Annotated in this window: 1 protein-coding gene; it reads right to left on the reverse strand. The window is 41.5% G+C overall.

Translation table 11 applies throughout. From position 1 onward, the window contains the following. Positions 1 to 875 precede the first annotated feature (875 nt). A partial coding sequence (locus HC752_RS24260; RefSeq protein ID WP_238930628.1) for a zinc ribbon domain-containing protein occupies positions 876 to 958 on the reverse strand: 83 nt, incomplete at its 5' end.

Below are 958 nucleotides of genomic sequence, written 5' to 3' on the forward strand. Positions count from 1 at the left end.
TTGAACAAAAGGCGAGCATCAAGCTGTGAATTTTTCGATGCGCTGCCGCCCCACTAAAATCACGGCGCAGCAAATGGCTGCTAGAAATAGCTACTTGGCAAAAGCAACCAAACAGCCAATTTGCCTTGCGATGCCTCCGAAGCGGCATTTCACCAAAGAAATACAACGGATTTTCAATTGGGAAAGATTCAAATCATGATAAAAATAAAAGCAAACTTTGAACCTTACCCCATAATTTTGCTACATTTTCTTAGCTGCTTCATAACGTCCAATTAAACTGCCAAAAACGTACAAATACCGCTTCTGCAAACCGCCGTAAACATAAAACTCAACGCAAACTAAAAGTGCCACACGTTTTTGGTCTGTTTGAATTGTTTGTTATGAACGGACTTTACGGCAACCACAGATTTTCAGCAAATACAGAAGGTTGAGACGCAGAGCCAATTCACAAAATGTTGGCAGCTACACGATGAACCTACAACGAGTTGACTTAAAACACCCACCAAGTTTGGAGTTTTTCAATGCACTGCCGCCGCGCAAAAATCACGGCGCAACAAATGGCTGCTAGAAAGAATCACTTGGCAAAAATACCCAAACAGCCAATTTGCCTTTTGATGAAACCCAAGCGGCATTTCGTCACAGAAACACAACAAATTTTCAGGCTGAGATCATTTCAAAACAACGAAAACATCAAATGCGAATAAGGAACATTACCCCTTAATTTTACTGGATTTTTCTAGATGCTTCATAACGCCAGCTTAAACCGCAGACAACGCACAAATCAAGCCGCTGCATTGCACCTTAAACACTAAATTCACCGCAAACTAAAAATGCCACGCGTTGGCTGTCGGTTTGAAGCTTTTGTTATGCATACGCTAACCACTTAGTAGATCTAAGATTTTTTGCCCTGTTCCAAGACCACGTTTATAAAAATCTGTGTAGCCACAACGGCTGCATG

It is taken from the genome of Vibrio sp. S9_S30 (genome assembly GCF_014694455.1).
Lineage (GTDB): Bacteria > Pseudomonadota > Gammaproteobacteria > Enterobacterales > Vibrionaceae > Vibrio.